Genomic DNA, 16,345 nt, shown 5'->3' on the forward strand with positions numbered 1-16,345 from the left:
AGACTTCCTGTAAATGGGGAGTCTTTTTGTTTAGATGCGATGGTTAGCAGATCCTTGCTCCTAATGCGCATAGAAGATAACATAGATGTATAGAAACTTTTGAACAGATTTTATAAGTAATCAAATTGTTTGATAGATAAAGGGTAAAGGGGACAAAACATATGGGGATCGTAAGTTTTAAGGAGTTAAAAGAGAGAACTGAAGCTAAAGAATACGGACTAACTTTAGAACAATATAAGCTTTCAAAAGTGGTTTTGACTGCTGTAAAGAAGGTGACTGGGAAAGATATAACAGATTATCAGCAGAGCACAAAAGAAATTTTCGAGAATGATACTGAGAAGTTTAGACTAGTGATGGGAACTATCCAGCATAACGAAAAGGTGTTCTTATGGGAAGAAGAAATAGGATTAGGCAAAGAATTTGAAAAGCACCCTACCTTATTCTCCATTTATAATTTGTTTTATAATAAATACCTAGATGGGGATAAAGAAGTTCAAATATAACCTTATAATAGTATTTTTCAATTTCTAATGAGTTGGTGGACATTAATAACCATTTTTGTATAAATGCAAAAATGGTTAAACTTTTGTGACTTTACTGGAGTAATTACAATTATGTAATTACTCTTTTTTGTTTCTACTCAATGTCTAATACAAAACTAGTATTATTAACCCCAAATTTGTCCTTTTATATTATTATTTTAAAAAATGAGAGGGGTTTAGTAATTGAAAAATATACTAATCAATGGACTAAATAAGCACGCACAAAGGGATGAAAAAGAAGTAGAGGAACTCAAGATTGAGCAGGCTATGACTATCGAGGAATTAGATAAGTCATTTAGAGAAACTCCTGGACAAAATGTTCAATACTTCGCTTATTTAGTAGATCGGGGCTTCATTAGGTCTGATTTAAGGAAGTTGTATATAGGCAATCAAGAAATTGAGGATAAATCGATTGAAGTGCAAACTCTTAAAATGAAGAAATCAGGGCACAAAGATGACATGATAGCTAAAGTTCTCTGTCATCAACTAAGAGATAAGGTGCATGTTTCTATTCTTAATACACCTCTCATTGAAATGTATGATGAATTTAAGAAAGTTGTCTGAAGTTGTAATTGTAAGGCAGTCTGTAGAGAGTAAGCTAGATATGAAAATAAGTAGAATTAAAGAGGCTAATTGTGTATTAGTCTCTTTCTTTAATGTTTTTATCAATAGTGAATTCTAAATAAGGTGTTTTTGTAGATGATCTAAAGAGGTTTTGAGAGAGCGAACCTAGATAAGAAAAAACCTATCGAACAAGGATAGGTTTTTATAGGTGTTCTATATCTTAGATATTAATAGAAGCGTGATAAGCATTTAAGAATAATTCTTTTCCTAGTTTTTCCGATTGTGCATCTTGAAGAGAGAAGTTTTTGTAGTTTGGAACGCTTAGTTCTAAAACTTTAAACCCTTCGTCAGTTTCTAAAAAATCTACTCTACCGAATCCCATGCCAAATACATCATATAAAGAATTAGTTATATTTTGTAGTTCTGAGATAAGTTCGGGATTTGTTTCGGGTATCGCGACCGCTCCAGTTGATAAATTATGAGTTCCTGTAATAGGACTTTTGCTTTTAGATATTAAGAGTTTAATTTCGCCTTTGACCGCAAATGCCGAAAGTTCGTTAGGGTAATCTGAACGTGGAGATACGAAAGGTCTAATGGGTCCATCGTGATTATGGATCATGTTTCTAATGATTAATGGGATGGACCTTTCAAGTTCTGGAAAATATGTATGAGAGCCACATGTTGCTTGATTCCCTCTTAAGACAATCTTGCCGTTGTATAGCCTATATAGTCTTAACGCTTCTTCGCCTGCAAACTTCTCATTCATAGTACAATCAAATCCTTCAATGTGAGGGATGTTAAAAGTTTTAAGGATTTCTAACACAAGCAACTTCCTACTATTTGCTTTATTGAATAGTTTAGAATTCAGACCCAAATCAACCTCTTCGGGATTCGGTAAATCAATTCCCTCTTCAATAGCCCACTTCTGATTTAAATGTTTTTGTTCAATTCTCAATGTTATCACTCGCTTCCATTTAGTTTGGTACTACATCTTTATAAAGTTTAGATTGAATATGTCAAACATCATTTAAGCGGAAAACTCTATTAACGGTTGCTGTATAAACGTTTATATAAGAGACAAAACGGTATAATGATTAACACCCATTAAGTCAAAGGGGATAGAATTTTGATAGACAATATAAATAATTTAGACAGCCTAGATAGAAAGAACATACTGGGCGAAGTGCTATTTGTTCAGAGGAACTTCTGTATTAGAATGTTAAAAAGTCACTAAGTTTTTTACTAACATGAATAATACGCATGTATAATTGTTCAAATAAACAATAAAGGGGAATTTACTATGAATATTGAAAACCGCTATCGTGAACTAGTTAAGGAAATTACAGATCTGGATTACCATTATTACACGTTGGATAATCCTAAGGTGACGGATAAAGAGTACGATGATCTCTATAATGAGCTACTTGAAATTGAAAAGGATAATCCAAGTATCGTGGTTCAAGATTCACCTTCTGCACGAGTTGGTGGACCTGTTTTAGAAGGGTTCGAAAAGAAAGAGCATACTGTTCCTTTGTTGAGTCTTGATAAAGCGAACTTCTTTGAGGAAGTCTATGATTTTGTTGCTAAAAGACAAAAAGGTATTTCGTTGCCTTTGAGTTTTTCGTTGGAACAGAAAATGGATGGACTAGCGATAGTTTTAAAATATGTAAACCGTAAGTTTGTTGAAGCGCGTACCCGTGGTACTGGGGATATTGGGGAAGTGATTACTGATCAAGTAAGAACCATCCGCTCTATTCCGATTACTATTCCATTTGACGGCGTAGTCGAAGTACAAGGTGAAATTTTCATGGATAAGAAACGGTTAGAAGTGTACAATGCTTCCTTGTTAGAGCAATTCCAAGTTGCAAAAGAAGAACTAGAACAAGATGGAATTGTTGTTGAAGGAAAAGTCTTAGAGAGGTTACGAGAAAAATATAAAGCTCTTAATGCTAGAAATGGTGCTGCAGGAGCTGTGAGAAACCATGATCCAAAGGTCACTTCAAAGAGACCTATCGATGCTTTTTTCTACGGTGTGCCATACATTGAAGGAAGAGACTTTAATACGCAAGAAGAAGTGATGGAATTCTTAAAAGAACAAACCTTCAAGACTAATCCATATTTCTATGTTTGCAAAAACGCTGATGAGATCGTAGAGAAGTTGGAAGAAATGACTAGTATTCGACCAAACCTGAATTATGAAATCGATGGAATGGTTATTAAGGTGAATGAAATGGGTGTGCGTGACGAAATCGGTTGGACTTCTAAGCACCCCAAGTGGGCTGTTGCCTTTAAATTTGAAGCTGCTGAAAAAGTAACAGTCGCTCTAGGTGAAGAGTGGTATGTTGGTAGAACAGGGAAGCAAACTCCTGTATTCGAAGTAGAACCCGTTGAGTTTGACGGAGTAGTTGTACGGAAAGTAACAGGTAACAATATGGGTGACATCATCCGTAAAGGTATCTTAGTCGGTGGAGAAGTAGTCATTAGAAGAAGTAACGATGTGATTCCTGAAATATTACATGCGGTTCCTGGTACTGAAGGGAGACAAGTAGTAGCTCCTGAGGTATGTGGCTCTTGTGGTTCTCCTGTAATTGAAGATGGAGCTCATCTATACTGTTCGAACCAAATCGACTGTCCCGCTCAAACTATGGGTCGATTCATTCACTTTGCTTCGAGGGAAGCTATGAATATCGATACACTGAGTAAGAAGACAATCGAACAATTGTATGAGGCTGGATTAATCGTTCGATTGCAGGATCTGTACAATCTTCAAGAAGAAGATCTGCTAAAATTAGACCGCTTCGGGAAGCGTAAAGCTGAGAAGTTATTAGCAGCTATTGAGAAGTCGAAAGAAACTCCTTTCCAAGCTTTCATCTATGCTTTAGGTCTTCGGAAGGTTGGAAAAGGTACTGCGGAAAGATTATTGAGGTATTACGATAACATCGATGAGATCCAAAGTGCTACAAAAGAAGAATTGATGAACATCGAAGATATTGGAGAGTTTGTAGCTCAATCCCTTGTTAGCTACTTCCATAGTGAAGCCGCTAGAGAAGAGATTGAAGAATTTAGAAAGATTGGTATTAAGTTAGAGCAAGAAAAGAAAGAAGTTACTAGTAATGCTTTTGAGGGTCTGACGTTTGTTATTACTGGTAGTTTCGAAGGTAGAAACAGAAATGACATTAAAACCTTTATTATTGATAATGGAGGTAAGGCTACTGGTAGTGTGAGTAAAAACACTGATTACCTGGTTGCTGGTGAAAAGGCAGGTTCTAAGATGAAGAAAGCAGAGGATTTAGGAGTATCTGTAATCTCTCTAGAACAATTAGAAAGTACAAACATTTAATGATCGAAGTGAAGGTGCTACACCTTCACTTTTTTTGTGTTCCAGAAGGAATGAAATAGTCCATTATTTACTTTACAATCCTAATAATTGTGAAATAATATTAAAAATTTGGAGGTAGAGCATGGATAATAAACACAATCAAATAATGAATTATAAAAGTGGCGATGTACGATTGCAATTGGAACATCAAGGAGTGGAAGATGAAAGAGCTAAATACAATTTCGAAGTTACTATCATTAATAGTGATGTTACGTTCTCTTCTACAGATGGATATGAATGTCCGGAATTTTGGACTGAAGAAAAAATTGCTGCAGATATAATAACGTGGGCGTTGTATAGTTCAGATGATGCTGAAAAATTCTTTGATGCTGTTGTTCAGGACGAAAAGAATACTAATGATGATATTGTTTTAGTAGAAAAGTTAAGAGACTAAGAAATTGAATTAGAATGGGTTGGGGGCATATCGCTTCCAACTATTTTATCGTGTTTTTTTAAAAAAGTTTTTTATTTATTACTCATGACATCGTCAAAATGCATCGTTTTCTATTTATTATCTGTTAATTTAATAATAAAGCGATATACAAAATAACCCATGCCACTCAGACCAACAATACCGGTATATGGAGAATAGATATATTCGTCTAAGTAGAACATGCTATATACAAAGGTAAAGTAACAAGTAAGTAATCCAAAGATAATTTTTCCCAGAAGATACCCTCCATTCTTTTTTTATATAGATTAAGTTGCGAAAATGAATCATTTCTCCTCTAGAATCGAGAATACAGAGGAATATAGATATTTATCTATTGGTTTTGAAAACGATAAAATTCTACTATTAACTTAAAAAAGTCTTTATAAATTTCCCGCTCCTCGAACTAGGTATTAGAATAAGGACAAATACAAATAAAGGGTGATTATAATGGGACACAACATGTACATTAAAGCAAAAGAAGAAGCGAACTTGGTTGATTTAAATAATAAACTGGAACAGTTAGATAGTGAAAATCGTTTCTTACTAGAAGAAGACAACCAGTTATGGTTAGATGATATTAATAACAATAAAAAGAGTCCGCAAAGGCATTTGAAACCTCAAGACAGAGACCTGTCAATGGAAGAGTTGAAAAGTAGGTTTAAATCATGGACTGAAGTAGGTGTGTTATCTACTGACCTATACTTCGGAAGGACTAGCGAGAAAGAGATGAAGCTGTTAGCGAAATTCATCTATAACAATGAAAGAGATATTGAATACATTACTTCAGCTGATATGCTCATTGAAAGAGGTCATGTAGATAAAAAATATCATCGCTTGTTAATCGATAAAAACTACCAGGAAGATGAACCAGAAAAGCTGCCTATGGAAGAACAAATAGTCCCCACCATTAAAGGCGGGATATTACTTTGCAAATCATTTAGCACTAAACCGTTTTACGTAACGTTTGGGAAGGTAGATAAACCTGCATTTTTGAAAACGAAGGTCTACAAGAATGACCTTTATAATGAAATTTATAAAGACCCTCAAGGGTTCTCATATCTACTATTACCGCTCAATGACTTTTCAGAAGGATTTGGGGAAAAAGTATATGAGTACGCTTGGGAGTTAGGTTTAAGAGAGGAGCCTCATTTCTTCTTAAGCTATGTATATAACTACTCATTTTCTTCAGTAGAGTACGTAAGTGAAAGGTTTAAGTCCTTCTACTCAACAAAAGAGAGAGAGGAAAGACTTGAAGATACGGTGAAAATATTAGATCCGCATTTAAATTTGGTTGCAAGTAGTAAAATTAAGGCAAAAAAGGGCAAACTAGTATTAGAGGGTCACGAAGATAATCAGGTCATTACTACAAAATTAGACCTAATTAATGCATTGATACTTAGTCTTAAGGAAGAAAAAGGTACGTTATTTGGATATGATCCTGACAAAAGAAAATTGATGTTTTTATAAAAATAAGAAGACATGGGGAAAATATAGAGAGAACCAGCAGTTGGTTCTCTTTTAGTTTTCATCTTAGGGTGGGTGATAATATGAGGTTAGACACTATACTTATTAATAACAACTATGAGATTCCAGCGAAATGGACAGCTATGGAGCAAAGAGTATTAAAGGAATCAATGGTTAAACATATGTCTGATAAAAAAGACTTTGAGGAATTTAATTATCAGATGGCGATCTGTACTGATGTCCAATTCGGAAAAATGTGTTCCAGGTTAGCTTTGAGAAAATAGTAAGATAAATAATCTTTTTACAGGAGATATACTTGTAATTAGTGTGCGTGAGTTCGGTAAAAATGGTGGATTATCGTTCTCTTTTTTTATTTTTAGGGAGTTTTGAAATGATGATTTTGAAGAAAAAAATCCTGTTAAAGCAGATGGCTGATAGAATAGATAAAACGATTTGGTTGAAATAGGAGAGGATACACATGACGAAAATAGAAACATTGATGAACAGAGTGGAAAAAGCTAAGCAGAGAGTGGAAAAGAAAAAAGCCACAACCCAGAAATACAAGAAGCAGATTGAAAAGAAAAGGCAAATGTTAGAGGACAAGGGGATTGATATAGAACGTCTTAAAGAGTTTAAATCAAACCCTGATGGTGGACCGAGTCAACACTATTGGGATATTAGTGAGTACGAGTATAAAGTTAGGGACGCTGAAGAAGCAGAGAAAAAACTGTTAGACGAAGAGCTTACTCTAAGTAATTGGCAAGAGAAGCTAAAGAAGGAAGAAGAGAAAGAAAGATTTATTTACGTTCAAGCGCCACAGGTATTATTAGATTTTCTACAGAATTGGAAAGCTTATGCTTTTGATTGGTACATCAAGAGGTATAGTGACTACCAAGAATTAAAAATGAACATTAAAAAGGAAGTGCGCGAAGCTAAGATTGAATGTATCAAAACAACGCCTGAATACGCATATTATTTAGATGATAAAGGGAGCGTCAGCGAGGATTTCGTTCGTGGATTTGTGATTAAGGGTCCTATGGAAGAATATTTGCGTGAACGTGAACTTGATTCGACTAGCATAGGAGAAAGAAAGTTTAAATTCGCAGGTGCAGCAGTTCTGCAAATGGATAGTATAAGAAAAGAAGAAAAAAGGTTAGAGTGGCTTGAAGATACACTGGAGAAAGAAAGAGAAGTGAAACTATTCAACCTGATTAGCCGAATAAATAAGACGGTAGGAACGATAATAGACGCTTCTCATTTGGAAGTAGGTGCAGATGGTGATTTGAATGGAGTGATAACTGGAGAAAAGGGAAAGGTTAGAGTCCAGACCATAAGTGCAGGTGGATTCAATATCCAATGTTTTCACTTTAGAACGCTTGTGCATAAAATTAAAGAGTGAGCCACTCTCTATTTACTATTAAAATCTTTATAGGAGGGGAAAAATGTGAAGATTGTTCCTAGTCCATATTACAAATGTGATTATTGCGATACTACTTCTGAAAAGCCTGATTTCAAGTACACTGATAACTCAGGGGTCGATAACCAATGTTACGATATGTGCTCAGAAAGATGTAAAGATAAGCATGTTGAGTATCTTAAAACACAATTGACAGAAGGTGAATTAAAAGACCATTTAGAGCATTGTTGGTTTTAAGTGGGTGAAAAGACACCAAAAATTTATGACGTTAAGAAGACCTTTTAGGTCTTCTTTATTTATCGGCGTAGCCATCTAGTTTAAAGCCTTTTTTAATATTTCGTAGGTTGTCTCGTCTAGGGGGATAATTCCGGACTCTATCTCCATTAAAGTGTCGATTGGAATGTTTGTCTTATTAGAAAGTTGATACAGGGTTAATTGAAGAGCTCTTCGTTGTCTCTTTATACTTGCTGCGTAGAACGCTTGCTTTTGGATAAACTCAGTTCTATTAGAACCGAAAATTTCGGTATGTTTCTTAGACGCATCGTCCATTTGCATGATTCTCCCTCTCTAAGTCTAAGATTTCGATCTTCTTTTTCGCGCCACTCATTGACTCATAGTCATCTAGCACATGAGTGTAATCGTAACCGTCTTGATAAGGATGGAAGCTACTTGGATGACCGGAGTAACTAAAAGCAAGGCGATCGTATTTATCCAATTTATAAAACATTGTTCTGTTGTCTGTTACTTTTATTATTTTTTTGCTAAAGAGAGCGTTGATCCTGTCTTCTCTCGATGGGTTTCCTTCAATGACAGTAAAACGTTCTTTAATTACTTCTTTTTTCTTCATCGAACCGCTCCTTTATAAGAGTCTGTCCTCACAAAATGTAAACTAGTGGGTCTTATTCATCAGGGTCCTTCCTATACCTCACGGACTGCATAGCCATATTCATTCCTTTTGGCAAGAAGTCCATAACATAATACCCTTTTTCACTCATTACTTTTCTGTGTTCATTGTATTCCTCCCAATCCTCATACGAATATATCTCCATTTCCATGCGGTCTAATAATTTCATAATATTTCCCTCCTAAAAAATCTATCTCGATATCTTTCTCTTCCCTTGGTTCCTACTAAGTCCTTAATCATAGTTAATATCCTAAGGACCTTCTTTTTGGTATACATTCTTCTTCAGCTAGCATAATGTAGACCTGGAGGAAGACCTTTATATACATTTATAAGAAGTTCCCTCCTTATTGTACCTTAGTCCTTACTCCTTATCGCGCTCAACGTATAGCAACCTTTACGAACACTCTCTAATTCATTGTTTTTATGTCTGAATCTTTTAAATACATCTCCCGCTATCCTGGTTCTATACATGGTTTAATTGTATTCTTATATAAAGACCTTTTAGTTTTAACCATTTACATAGGAGCATTGTATAATGGAAAAAATATGAAGGAGTGGTACTCAAATGACCATTACAAAACACAAACTATCAGAATACGTGACTAAGACAGATATCGTGATATGTATAGGAGATCACACGATGGCTAGCCATACTTTTTATGAATATAAGAAGAATGCTATTAAGGAATTGCATGCAGAAGTGAAAAAACTCGCTAAAGGAATGAAGAAGCTGAATCCAAACCTTATTGTCGGAAGGGGCTATACAAAAAAGGAAATAGACTATTTAAATTTCAAATTAGAAACCGCATACAAAAGGGAAATAGATGAATATAAAGATATAGTCGAGACGCTCACTTTTCTAAAAAATGAACAAGTGACAAACATTCAAATGAATAGCTTCACAAGCATTTCTAATCGCTATGGTAGGAATGGCTCCGATAGTTTTCTTAAGTTCAAGGATGTCAGAGATACTGTATATGACTTAGAAAGGCTTAAAGAAACTTTATTAAACGAGGGAGGGGAACTTCGGAGAATTGTCGTTTAAGAAAGTTATTTAGAAGTGAATTCAATTCTATGTATTCGTGTTGTAATCTGACATTGAAGGAGATTGTTCGAATTGTTTAGAGTAAATTATATGGACACACTTTCACCAAAACAAATTGAGGTTTTAGAAAAATACGGATTTAATAGAGATTATCATTCATTCAACATGTTTTCAGATGCTCATGATAGGATGTACGAAAATAGATTTGAAAACGGAGATTATTTCTTATATAGGGAATTGATGAAAAGTGGAAAGTAAAGTTATATAGGGTGACTTGATTCACCCTTTTTTATTTTGATTTTTTAGGGAATTCGTTTTTATCAGTAAGAGTGATAAAATAGCAATTGTGTTTAATTTTAAAAGGTAAAATTGCACGATGAAACGCTGTTAGTTAGGGGAGTTCCGAGATGAAAGAAATGATATTTATTGATAAAGGTACTGAAGAGGTATTAGTAATTGATGGGGTTGTCATACGGGTTGATCAGCTCACAGCCGGTCGTTTACTAGAACTCCTGAAAGAACATAATAAAATTGATATTTCTTTGGTTTCTTATGATGAATACGTTAAGTCAAATGAAGATGTTCGCTAATAAAAAAATAACTCAACCCTGCTAAATGAAAGCTGGGGAGAGTTATTTTTTAAATACACTCAGCATCGCTAATCGTAAGCGAAGAAAAATGTATCCATGTACTAGTTTAACCATATTCCAATCATAGCGTGTATTTGTTCCGTGTCAAGATTGTAAGGATCATACAGTGTGTATTTAGCAAAGTTCATTATGGAGATTCATAGGTAGTAGCTAGAAGGTTCTAACTTCACCAGAGGAGGAAAGTGCATTATTGAAATAGAAATGTAGAACATAGGTGAGTTAGCGCAATAATAATAACTATACATGGTCAATAAAAGGAGATGGCGAAGAATACTACTCAAGTTTTTATTATCAAAGTTGGATGGAGAAAATGAGACAAAACGCAAAAAGTTAGAACGTAACTTAGCGGGATATATCTTATTGTGTTTTTCTTTTTACCAGCTGTACTTCACCTTGTTTGGAGACTATACAGGATACGAAAGTTATTCTCTTTTGTTAAAAATCATCTTTACGCCTTTAGCGTACTGTATGCTAGTTGCCGGGGTAATCATTCTTGCTAGGAATTCATTGGACAAGCGCCCTATTTATGCATTTGTACGTGCGCTAGTATTCTTTACAGAGCCTTTCGTTTTTATATACCATATCTATGCCGTAATTTCTTTAATTCTCATTCCTCCAATGTATTTGCTCTTTATTTATCCTCAAAAGGTTCTATACAATTTTGAAACCATTTCATTAGGGACGTACACTATGATTTCCTATTTATTGTTGGTGGTGGGATTATCACTCTTCTCTTATTTTATGAATCATCCGATTAAGTTTGTAGTGTTGCTTCTCGTTAAGAATACAGAGAGGAAACATAGAATTGCCTCGTTTCTTGAAGATACTAAAACTACCAGGGTTGCGTCGTATTTGTTCATGGTCGTTGTGTACATCACATATAATATTCAAACCTTTTTATCTCTCGACTATGAAGGGGTAAAGATAATTCCATTTGATTTTTGGGTAAACTTAGATAATGTGATCAAAGAGGCATTAGTTACTTTTGTTGCCATCGATGCGATCTATCAATTATTGATTAGTTCAAAGGGGAAGCGGGTAAAAGGGGGTAGGGTGTAAGTTAGCTCATTGCCTAGCTTGCTCTTAAAGGTGTGAAATTACGAGTACATATGATATCAAAAGAGGGGTGTTATTAATGAGTGTAAAAGAATATGAAGTAGTAGAGATGGATATATATAATCAGGATAAATTTATTAAGAATGTTCCTCATAAAGTGGTCACCACTCCATCAGGTACCATAGAGTATCGACATTCCCTTGAAGTTGTTTATCGGATAGCTGCTATATGTGATCATTTAAACCAAGTTGGGAAGAACGAATTTGATTACAAAGAAATAGAAGATTACCCAGAAGTTATAAATAAATTAAAAGAAGCGAAGTACATTTAATTATGATATTAAATCACTGGATAGTTAGTCCATTATAGGGCTGATTATCCTTTTTTTATGTCATAATTATGTTATTCGGATATGCACAATCGTTTGGTGTAGAGGAGGTTTCTAGTATATTTTCAACCGCTCCTGGTGAGGCGAGTTATAATTGGAAAAAATCTAGGAGTGGATGATCTATGCGAACAAAATCTGGTTTCGTAAAACGTGTGAAATTATTTGTTGGGAAAGCAATATGTAAATTGAAGAAGAGGCACAAGATTTCGGAAAGTGCCCACGAATGTAAGCGTTGTTCATATGTTCGAAAGGCTGTAAAAGAGAATACAGTTGGGGAATCGAACAAGAACTTCACTCTTTACCACCAAGATAAGAAGAAAGGGTTGTAACAATGAATAAGGTAATGATTTTTGTAGCTGCTATTTCTATCCTAGTAATTTTGGGATGTAGCGGAGGAACAGAGGAGAAAATTGAAGAATTGAGAAACGAAGCGGACCAACTTAGGTCTGAAGGGAAGATCTTAGAAGCTACGGAAGCATTGAAAGAAGCGAATGCTTTGGCTCGTGGTGAAGAATATGAGCGGGATGAAGATCCCCAAGCAACGATGGAGCAAAAGTATGAAGACAATTTCTCTTACATTGATATCACGAACACATCTGTAGAGTACGGGGATATAAATGGTAAGGTTGTTGGCACTATGAAGAATAACCACTATAAGAATTTGAAAGGGTATTTCGGTATCATCTTTTATAAGGATGGTGAAGTGATTGAAACCTATACCGCTCCTATCCCTGGTGAAGAAGGGTTGGTGCCAGGTGTAGAGGCTGAGTTTTCTGTTTCTATTAACCAATTCGAATATGATTCATACGAAGTCAAGGGTAGGACGGTAGTAGAGAACTAAGTACACGTTGTACTGAAACACTAAAAACAAAAAAGGAGAGTGTTCATGGCACAAGATGCGATGTACCACATCACAAAGGATATTTCATTGTCCGAACAACTATTCACTCCTCGTATTCCCGCTAATCGGAGGAATGATGAAGATGCGACTATCAAACGAATTTGTGTTGCTCCTGCTATTGGTGATTGCATTAAAGCTTTCCCAGGCAGACATGACATAGTGTATCACCTTCGTTATAACAATACACCTCTGTTTATTTCTGTATTTCCCTTCAAGAATTATAACGCTGACTCGGTACGTTCCCCGCACGATATTCTTCCTTCAGTCCCCGATGCGATAGAAAACAATGAGCATTGGCTTCTCGAAACAATCACCAGCATGCCATTCTTATGCAAAATTAAATCATTGAGTTTTGAGCACTGGTCGAAGACAACTTGGACTGCTGTTGGTGACATTATTGACCTTCAATTGGAACGAGATATAGAAGGTTACGATCGTATCGAAACCGCTACTTTTTATCATAAGCAGTATTATAGGGAGTTCAAAACAGCCTGTATGGAAAACGGAATTCAAGTCTTAAATACCCAAACAAGAAAAGAGAGAATGCGATATTCTGTGGGTTATAATGGCACACGAAAACTCTCAAGCAAGGTTTATGCTGTTAAGAAAGTGAAATATCAAATCCCTGCCGGAAGAACAGCAAAACGTGTATGGAACGCAATATTTAAAGAGATGAAAAAGAACGAAAAAAAACACATTGTATATCCTTACGATGCATTTCGTGACAGAGACCATAGGAGAGAGTCAACTGAAACGAATATAGGATCGTTTGTTTTAAATGAAGACGAAATGCCATTTTAGAACAAAAGTAATTTCATGGATTTTTCACCATATCTGTACTTGGATGAAGGTAAATATAGGTTATATAGATTAGAAGAAGACAATCAGTAAGAAATTATAATAGATGAGAACCTGACTTTGTTAGGTTCTTTTATAAAACGTTAAATGTTAGGGACGAAGCAATTCTATTTTTGATTAAAAAAGATCTCTAAATGAATAGAGATCCTTAATGACTTATTTGCATTTATTTGTTCGCAGGGATGAAGCCAATATTCTTGTAGAGGTGATCGTGTAACTCATCGGTCATGACATAAACATCTTCTTCTTCACCTTTGTCATTAACTCTTTTGTTGCCGGTATTAATAGCATTTTTCTTAGAGGTATATACATCCACGTTTTCCCCTTTTTCATTCTTTCCGACTCCGGCATAAACAGCAATTTCTTTTAAGTCATTTAGTTCTTTAAGGACTTCTTTCTTGTATTCTTCCGCTTCTTTTTCCGTTTGGAAGAAGAGGAAACGATACTTTTCATCATTGCTTATGTCTTCTATTAGCAATTTGAACTTTTCAAAGTCATCCATTGTGTCCCAATCAAGGTCTTCTTCACGAAGCTCTACGACCTCTTTAAAGCCAATATAGTCTACTAACTCTTGGAATGTATATGTATCAATGAATTCATCGAAGTTCGTTTTATTATTGAATTCCTCGCCTACAAATGCTTTGTCATCGAAGTAACCACCTACAAATACCTTCTTGTTGTTGTTCATTATTACATACCTCCGAATTTTTCATTATTATAACATCTATTCTGTCTTTGTAATGTTTAATAAATACATATATCAGTAGTATTATAAAATTATTGGTAATGAAGAAGACAGTTGTGCTGTGTATGCTGCTTATAAGAAAAACAGAACCCATGATATTGAATATAAAGAAGGCTGTTAATTAATGATTTTAAACAAATCTCAACTTTCAATGGTACACTTTATAAAACAACAAACGTTGGAATAGGAAGGGATCTTATAATGAACCAAACAATCAAAAAAGCTGTTGTCTATGCTCGCTTTCAAAAGAATAAAGAAATAGAAATGGTGGAAATGAATTTAGAAACGAAGCCTTACCCAAAACAACAAAGGATTAATTTAGAACTTAAGCTAGAGCAGCTTAAAGAAGAGTTAGAAGAGTTTAAATCCATTCAACTATAAAGAGAATGCACGGTTCTGATTTAATATTTTATTACCGTAAGGGATTCTTTCTCGAATGGGCTCTCTGATGTCATTATGAGATTAAGAAAATAAGATTACTAAGTGGTGCATATGCATCACTTTTTATTTTGTTAAAAATTATGAAATTTCTAACAAAAATTTAATTCTTTACAATCTTGAAATTTGCTTTATACGAGGTGAAGCAACAACAAAGAGGTGCGAGTGAAAAATCTTTTAAAAATAGAGCGGATAAAGAGGAAATTATTTTTCAGTATGCAAAATGAATAAGGCTCGCCATTTTTAGGAGGTATACCATGTTAATTATTGTATTTGGACTTATTTTACTTATGGTGTTGGCTTACTACGGTATGTCAATTCTATGGATCGCGCCTCTGGTCGCTGGAATCGTAGCGTTCTTAAGCGGACTAGATGTGCTATCTACATTTACAGAAACATATATGGGTGGATTCGTAGGGTTCACCAAAAGTTGGTTCCCAGTATTCTTACTAGGTGCTATTTTCGGTAAAATCATGGAAAACACGGGTGCTGCGAAATCTGTTGCATCCAAAATAACAGCGTTAATCGGTGGTAAGAGAGCGATACTTGGAGTTCTCGTTGCAGGTGCAATTTTAACTTATGGTGGGGTAAGCCTGTTCGTCGTTGTATTTGCTCTATATCCTATTGCACTATCCTTATTCAGAGAAGCAAATATCTCTCGTAAGCTATTGGTTCCTACGTTCGTATTAGGGTTGTTTACATTTACTATGACGGCTGTACCAGGTACACCTCAAATTCAGAACCTAATTCCAATGGAATCGTTTAAAACTACACCAATGGCTGCACCAATTATCGGTATTGTTACCGCTCTAATTATGGCTGTAGGTGGATATTTGTGGCTTAAGCGTAGAGAACGTATCTTGACTGCGAAGGGCGAGGTATTTATAGAACCGCAAAGCGGTCCTAATGACAAGGAAGATGAAGAGGAAGTTAAGCTTCCGCATTGGTTGGTTTCTCTTCTTCCGCTAGCGACTGTGGTTATCTTCCTGAATCTATTTAAGGTAGACGCTGTTGTTGCGTTGCTTGCGGGTATTATCGCGGCTATGGCACTTAATTTCAAAGCATACAAGACCTTTACTGGAGCCATCAACGATGGAGCAAAAGGTTCTGTACTAGCAACGATCAATACTAGTGCTGCAGTTGGTTTCGGAGCGGTTGTAACTGCTTTACCAGCTTTCCAGAACGTAACAGACATTCTATTGGGTATTTCAGATAACCCGCTCATTTCTGAAGCGTTAACTATTCAGATCCTAGCGATGATCACTGGTTCTGCATCTGGAGGTATGGGAATTGGGCTTGAAGCTCTAGGTAGTACATATTACGAATTAGCATTGTCGACCGGTATGAGTCCAGAGGCGTTCCATAGAATCGCATCTGTGGCAGCCGGAGCTTCGATATTGCCACATAACGGCGCATTATTAACTCTGTTTGCCGTAACAGGTATGACGCATAAAGACAGCTATAAGGATGTAGCGGTGGTTGCACTAATCATTCCATTCATCGCTGTAGTAGTCGGTATCATCATGGCGTCTGTAGGTATTCTTTAATATCAAGAATTTTT

General features: G+C 35.5%; 22 protein-coding genes. 18 read left to right on the top strand and 4 right to left on the bottom strand.

Annotated features, from left to right (window positions below):
• Positions 1-161 precede the first annotated feature (161 nt).
• Positions 162-503 carry a hypothetical protein gene (locus tag ACXAEY_RS21980; RefSeq protein ID WP_474815167.1) on the top strand — a complete coding sequence of 114 codons (342 nt, stop codon included), beginning with the start codon at positions 162-164 and terminating at the stop codon, positions 501-503.
• Between the two features lie 222 nt (positions 504-725).
• Positions 726-1,106: a hypothetical protein gene (locus ACXAEY_RS21985; protein WP_474815169.1), complete on the top strand. Its 381-nt coding sequence runs from the start codon at positions 726-728 to the stop codon at positions 1,104-1,106.
• 220 nt (positions 1,107-1,326) lie between these two features.
• On the opposite strand, the gene ACXAEY_RS21990 is transcribed toward ACXAEY_RS21985, so the two are convergent.
• Positions 1,327-2,061: an ATP-grasp domain-containing protein gene (locus ACXAEY_RS21990; protein WP_474815170.1), complete on the bottom strand. Its 735-nt coding sequence runs from the start codon at positions 2,059-2,061 to the stop codon at positions 1,327-1,329.
• 345 nt (positions 2,062-2,406) lie between these two features.
• Here ACXAEY_RS21990 and ligA point away from each other — a divergent pair, with 345 nt between their 5' ends.
• From ligA to ACXAEY_RS22020, 6 genes are all read left to right on the top strand, one after another.
• Positions 2,407-4,446 carry an NAD-dependent DNA ligase LigA gene (ligA, locus tag ACXAEY_RS21995; protein ID WP_474815172.1) on the top strand — a complete coding sequence of 680 codons (2,040 nt, stop codon included), beginning with the start codon at positions 2,407-2,409 and terminating at the stop codon, positions 4,444-4,446.
• A 121-nt stretch (positions 4,447-4,567) separates the two neighbouring features.
• A complete protein-coding gene (locus ACXAEY_RS22000) occupies positions 4,568-4,879 on the top strand; it encodes a hypothetical protein (protein WP_474815174.1) in 312 nt (103 codons plus the stop codon).
• 486 nt (positions 4,880-5,365) lie between these two features.
• The gene (locus ACXAEY_RS22005) at positions 5,366-6,385 is read left to right on the top strand and encodes a hypothetical protein (RefSeq protein ID WP_474815176.1); all 1,020 of its coding nucleotides are present in this window, start codon (positions 5,366-5,368) and stop codon (positions 6,383-6,385) included.
• Between the two features lie 80 nt (positions 6,386-6,465).
• A complete protein-coding gene (locus ACXAEY_RS22010) occupies positions 6,466-6,666 on the top strand; it encodes a hypothetical protein (RefSeq protein WP_474815178.1) in 201 nt (66 codons plus the stop codon).
• A gap of 194 nt (positions 6,667-6,860) precedes the next feature.
• Complete coding sequence (locus ACXAEY_RS22015) at positions 6,861-7,781, top strand: hypothetical protein (RefSeq protein WP_474815179.1); 921 nt, start codon at positions 6,861-6,863, stop codon at positions 7,779-7,781.
• 45 nt (positions 7,782-7,826) lie between these two features.
• Positions 7,827-8,036, top strand: a complete 210-nt coding sequence (locus ACXAEY_RS22020) for a hypothetical protein (RefSeq protein ID WP_474815181.1) — start codon at positions 7,827-7,829, stop codon at positions 8,034-8,036.
• A gap of 295 nt (positions 8,037-8,331) precedes the next feature.
• On the opposite strand, the gene ACXAEY_RS22025 is transcribed toward ACXAEY_RS22020, so the two are convergent.
• On the bottom strand, positions 8,332-8,646 hold the full coding sequence (locus tag ACXAEY_RS22025; RefSeq protein WP_474815184.1) for a hypothetical protein: 315 nt from the start codon (positions 8,644-8,646) through the stop codon (positions 8,332-8,334).
• Positions 8,647-8,698: 52 nt separating this feature from the next.
• Positions 8,699-8,872, bottom strand: coding sequence for a hypothetical protein (locus tag ACXAEY_RS22030; protein WP_474815186.1), 174 nt, complete (start codon positions 8,870-8,872; stop codon positions 8,699-8,701).
• Between the two features lie 396 nt (positions 8,873-9,268).
• On the opposite strand from ACXAEY_RS22030, the gene ACXAEY_RS22035 reads away from it, so the two are divergent.
• The 8 genes from ACXAEY_RS22035 (at position 9,269) to ACXAEY_RS22070 (ending at position 13,544) form a co-directional block, all read left to right on the top strand.
• Entirely contained in the window at positions 9,269-9,748 is a 480-nt protein-coding gene (locus ACXAEY_RS22035) for a hypothetical protein (protein WP_474815187.1), read from the top strand.
• A gap of 72 nt (positions 9,749-9,820) precedes the next feature.
• The gene (locus ACXAEY_RS22040; RefSeq protein ID WP_474815189.1) at positions 9,821-10,006 is read left to right on the top strand and encodes a hypothetical protein; all 186 of its coding nucleotides are present in this window, start codon (positions 9,821-9,823) and stop codon (positions 10,004-10,006) included.
• Positions 10,007-10,155: 149 nt separating this feature from the next.
• Positions 10,156-10,338, top strand: coding sequence for a hypothetical protein (locus tag ACXAEY_RS22045; RefSeq protein WP_474815191.1), 183 nt, complete (start codon positions 10,156-10,158; stop codon positions 10,336-10,338).
• 420 nt (positions 10,339-10,758) lie between these two features.
• Positions 10,759-11,457 carry a hypothetical protein gene (locus tag ACXAEY_RS22050; protein ID WP_474815193.1) on the top strand — a complete coding sequence of 233 codons (699 nt, stop codon included), beginning with the start codon at positions 10,759-10,761 and terminating at the stop codon, positions 11,455-11,457.
• Positions 11,458-11,533: 76 nt separating this feature from the next.
• Positions 11,534-11,785 (top strand): hypothetical protein, encoded by a 252-nt coding sequence (locus tag ACXAEY_RS22055; RefSeq protein WP_474815194.1) that lies wholly within the window; start codon positions 11,534-11,536, stop codon positions 11,783-11,785.
• A gap of 179 nt (positions 11,786-11,964) precedes the next feature.
• The gene (locus ACXAEY_RS22060) at positions 11,965-12,171 is read left to right on the top strand and encodes a hypothetical protein (RefSeq protein ID WP_474815195.1); all 207 of its coding nucleotides are present in this window, start codon (positions 11,965-11,967) and stop codon (positions 12,169-12,171) included.
• Between the two features lie 2 nt (positions 12,172-12,173).
• Entirely contained in the window at positions 12,174-12,683 is a 510-nt protein-coding gene (locus tag ACXAEY_RS22065) for a hypothetical protein (protein WP_474815197.1), read from the top strand.
• A gap of 45 nt (positions 12,684-12,728) precedes the next feature.
• Positions 12,729-13,544, top strand: coding sequence for a hypothetical protein (locus tag ACXAEY_RS22070; protein ID WP_474815199.1), 816 nt, complete (start codon positions 12,729-12,731; stop codon positions 13,542-13,544).
• 223 nt (positions 13,545-13,767) lie between these two features.
• On the opposite strand, the gene ACXAEY_RS22075 is transcribed toward ACXAEY_RS22070, so the two are convergent.
• On the bottom strand, positions 13,768-14,289 hold the full coding sequence (locus tag ACXAEY_RS22075) for a hypothetical protein (RefSeq protein ID WP_474815202.1): 522 nt from the start codon (positions 14,287-14,289) through the stop codon (positions 13,768-13,770).
• 258 nt (positions 14,290-14,547) lie between these two features.
• Between ACXAEY_RS22075 and ACXAEY_RS22080 the strand changes: the two genes are divergently transcribed.
• Both ACXAEY_RS22080 and ACXAEY_RS22085 read left to right on the top strand, forming a co-directional pair.
• A complete protein-coding gene (locus ACXAEY_RS22080; RefSeq protein ID WP_474815203.1) occupies positions 14,548-14,727 on the top strand; it encodes a hypothetical protein in 180 nt (59 codons plus the stop codon).
• Between the two features lie 314 nt (positions 14,728-15,041).
• On the top strand, positions 15,042-16,331 hold the full coding sequence (locus ACXAEY_RS22085) for a GntP family permease (protein ID WP_474815205.1): 1,290 nt from the start codon (positions 15,042-15,044) through the stop codon (positions 16,329-16,331).
• Positions 16,332-16,345: the final 14 nt, after the last annotated feature.

The organism is Anaerobacillus sp. ABA4_114 (assembly GCF_056159065.1).

Coding starts and splice junctions, on each gene's coding strand:
- ACXAEY_RS21980 (WP_474815167.1), top strand. CDS start 162: ATGGGGATCGTAAGTTTTAAGGAGTTAAAAGAGAGAACTGAAGCTAAA.
- ligA (WP_474815172.1), top strand. CDS start 2,407: ATGAATATTGAAAACCGCTATCGTGAACTAGTTAAGGAAATTACAGAT.
- ACXAEY_RS22000 (WP_474815174.1), top strand. CDS start 4,568: ATGGATAATAAACACAATCAAATAATGAATTATAAAAGTGGCGATGTA.
- ACXAEY_RS22005 (WP_474815176.1), top strand. CDS start 5,366: ATGGGACACAACATGTACATTAAAGCAAAAGAAGAAGCGAACTTGGTT.
- ACXAEY_RS22010 (WP_474815178.1), top strand. CDS start 6,466: ATGAGGTTAGACACTATACTTATTAATAACAACTATGAGATTCCAGCG.
- ACXAEY_RS22015 (WP_474815179.1), top strand. CDS start 6,861: ATGACGAAAATAGAAACATTGATGAACAGAGTGGAAAAAGCTAAGCAG.
- ACXAEY_RS22025 (WP_474815184.1), bottom strand. CDS start 8,646: ATGAAGAAAAAAGAAGTAATTAAAGAACGTTTTACTGTCATTGAAGGA.
- ACXAEY_RS22030 (WP_474815186.1), bottom strand. CDS start 8,872: ATGAAATTATTAGACCGCATGGAAATGGAGATATATTCGTATGAGGAT.
- ACXAEY_RS22035 (WP_474815187.1), top strand. CDS start 9,269: ATGACCATTACAAAACACAAACTATCAGAATACGTGACTAAGACAGAT.
- ACXAEY_RS22045 (WP_474815191.1), top strand. CDS start 10,156: ATGAAAGAAATGATATTTATTGATAAAGGTACTGAAGAGGTATTAGTA.
- ACXAEY_RS22055 (WP_474815194.1), top strand. CDS start 11,534: ATGAGTGTAAAAGAATATGAAGTAGTAGAGATGGATATATATAATCAG.
- ACXAEY_RS22060 (WP_474815195.1), top strand. CDS start 11,965: ATGCGAACAAAATCTGGTTTCGTAAAACGTGTGAAATTATTTGTTGGG.
- ACXAEY_RS22065 (WP_474815197.1), top strand. CDS start 12,174: ATGAATAAGGTAATGATTTTTGTAGCTGCTATTTCTATCCTAGTAATT.
- ACXAEY_RS22070 (WP_474815199.1), top strand. CDS start 12,729: ATGGCACAAGATGCGATGTACCACATCACAAAGGATATTTCATTGTCC.
- ACXAEY_RS22075 (WP_474815202.1), bottom strand. CDS start 14,289: ATGAACAACAACAAGAAGGTATTTGTAGGTGGTTACTTCGATGACAAA.
- ACXAEY_RS22080 (WP_474815203.1), top strand. CDS start 14,548: ATGAACCAAACAATCAAAAAAGCTGTTGTCTATGCTCGCTTTCAAAAG.
- ACXAEY_RS22085 (WP_474815205.1), top strand. CDS start 15,042: ATGTTAATTATTGTATTTGGACTTATTTTACTTATGGTGTTGGCTTAC.